We start from the raw sequence: 849 nt of genomic DNA on the forward strand, positions 1-849 counted from the left end.
GTGGTGGTGGAGAAGGGCTCGGAGGTCGGCGCGCATATCCTGTCCGGCGCGGTGATCGACCCGATCGGCCTCGACCGGCTGTTCCCGGACTGGCGGGACGCGCCCGACGCGCCGCTGAAGACGCCCGTCACCGAGGACCGCTTCTACCTGCTCGGCCCGGCCGGCGGCGTGCGGCTGCCCAATTTCCTGATGCCGCCGCTGATGAACAATCACGGCAATTATGTCGGCTCGCTCGGCAATGTCTGCCGCTGGCTGGCCGGCAGGGCCGAGGCGCTCGGCGTCGAGATCTATCCCGGCTTCGCCGCCGCCGAATTGCTGTTCGACGCGAACGGCGCCGTCGCCGGCATCGCCACCGGCGACATGGGCATCGGCCGCGACGGCGAGCCCGGCCCCAATTTCGCGCGCGGCATGGAGCTGCGCGGCAAGTACACGCTGTTCGCCGAGGGCGCGCGCGGCTCGCTCTCCCAGCAGCTGATCGCCCGCTACAAGCTCGACGAGGGCCGCGAGCCGCCGAAGTTCGGCCTCGGGCTGAAGGAGCTGTGGCAGCTCGATCCGGCCAAACACCAGCCGGGGCTGGTGCAGCATTCCTTCGGCTGGCCGCTGGCATCGGATACCGGCGGCGGGTCGTTCCTCTATCACCTCGAGGACGGGCAGGCGGTGGTCGGCTTCGTCGTCCACCTGAACTATTCGAACCCGTATCTGTCGCCCTTCGAGGAGTTCCAGCGCTTCAAGACGCATCCCCTGATCCGCCCGACCTTCGAGGGCGCCAAGCGGCTGTCCTATGGGGCGCGGGCGATCACCGAGGGCGGCTATCAGTCGGTGCCGCGCACCGTGTTCCCCGGCGGGGCG

General features: G+C 69.8%; 1 protein-coding gene. It reads left to right on the forward strand.

Features of this window, described 5'->3' with window-relative positions; translation table 11 throughout:
- Positions 1-849, forward strand: an 849-nt coding sequence (locus AC1RU4_RS26225) for an NAD(P)/FAD-dependent oxidoreductase (protein WP_492894803.1), incomplete at both ends; no start/stop codon positions are given.

The sequence above is a fragment of the Ancylobacter sp. GW821-FHT10E12 genome (assembly GCF_058809335.1).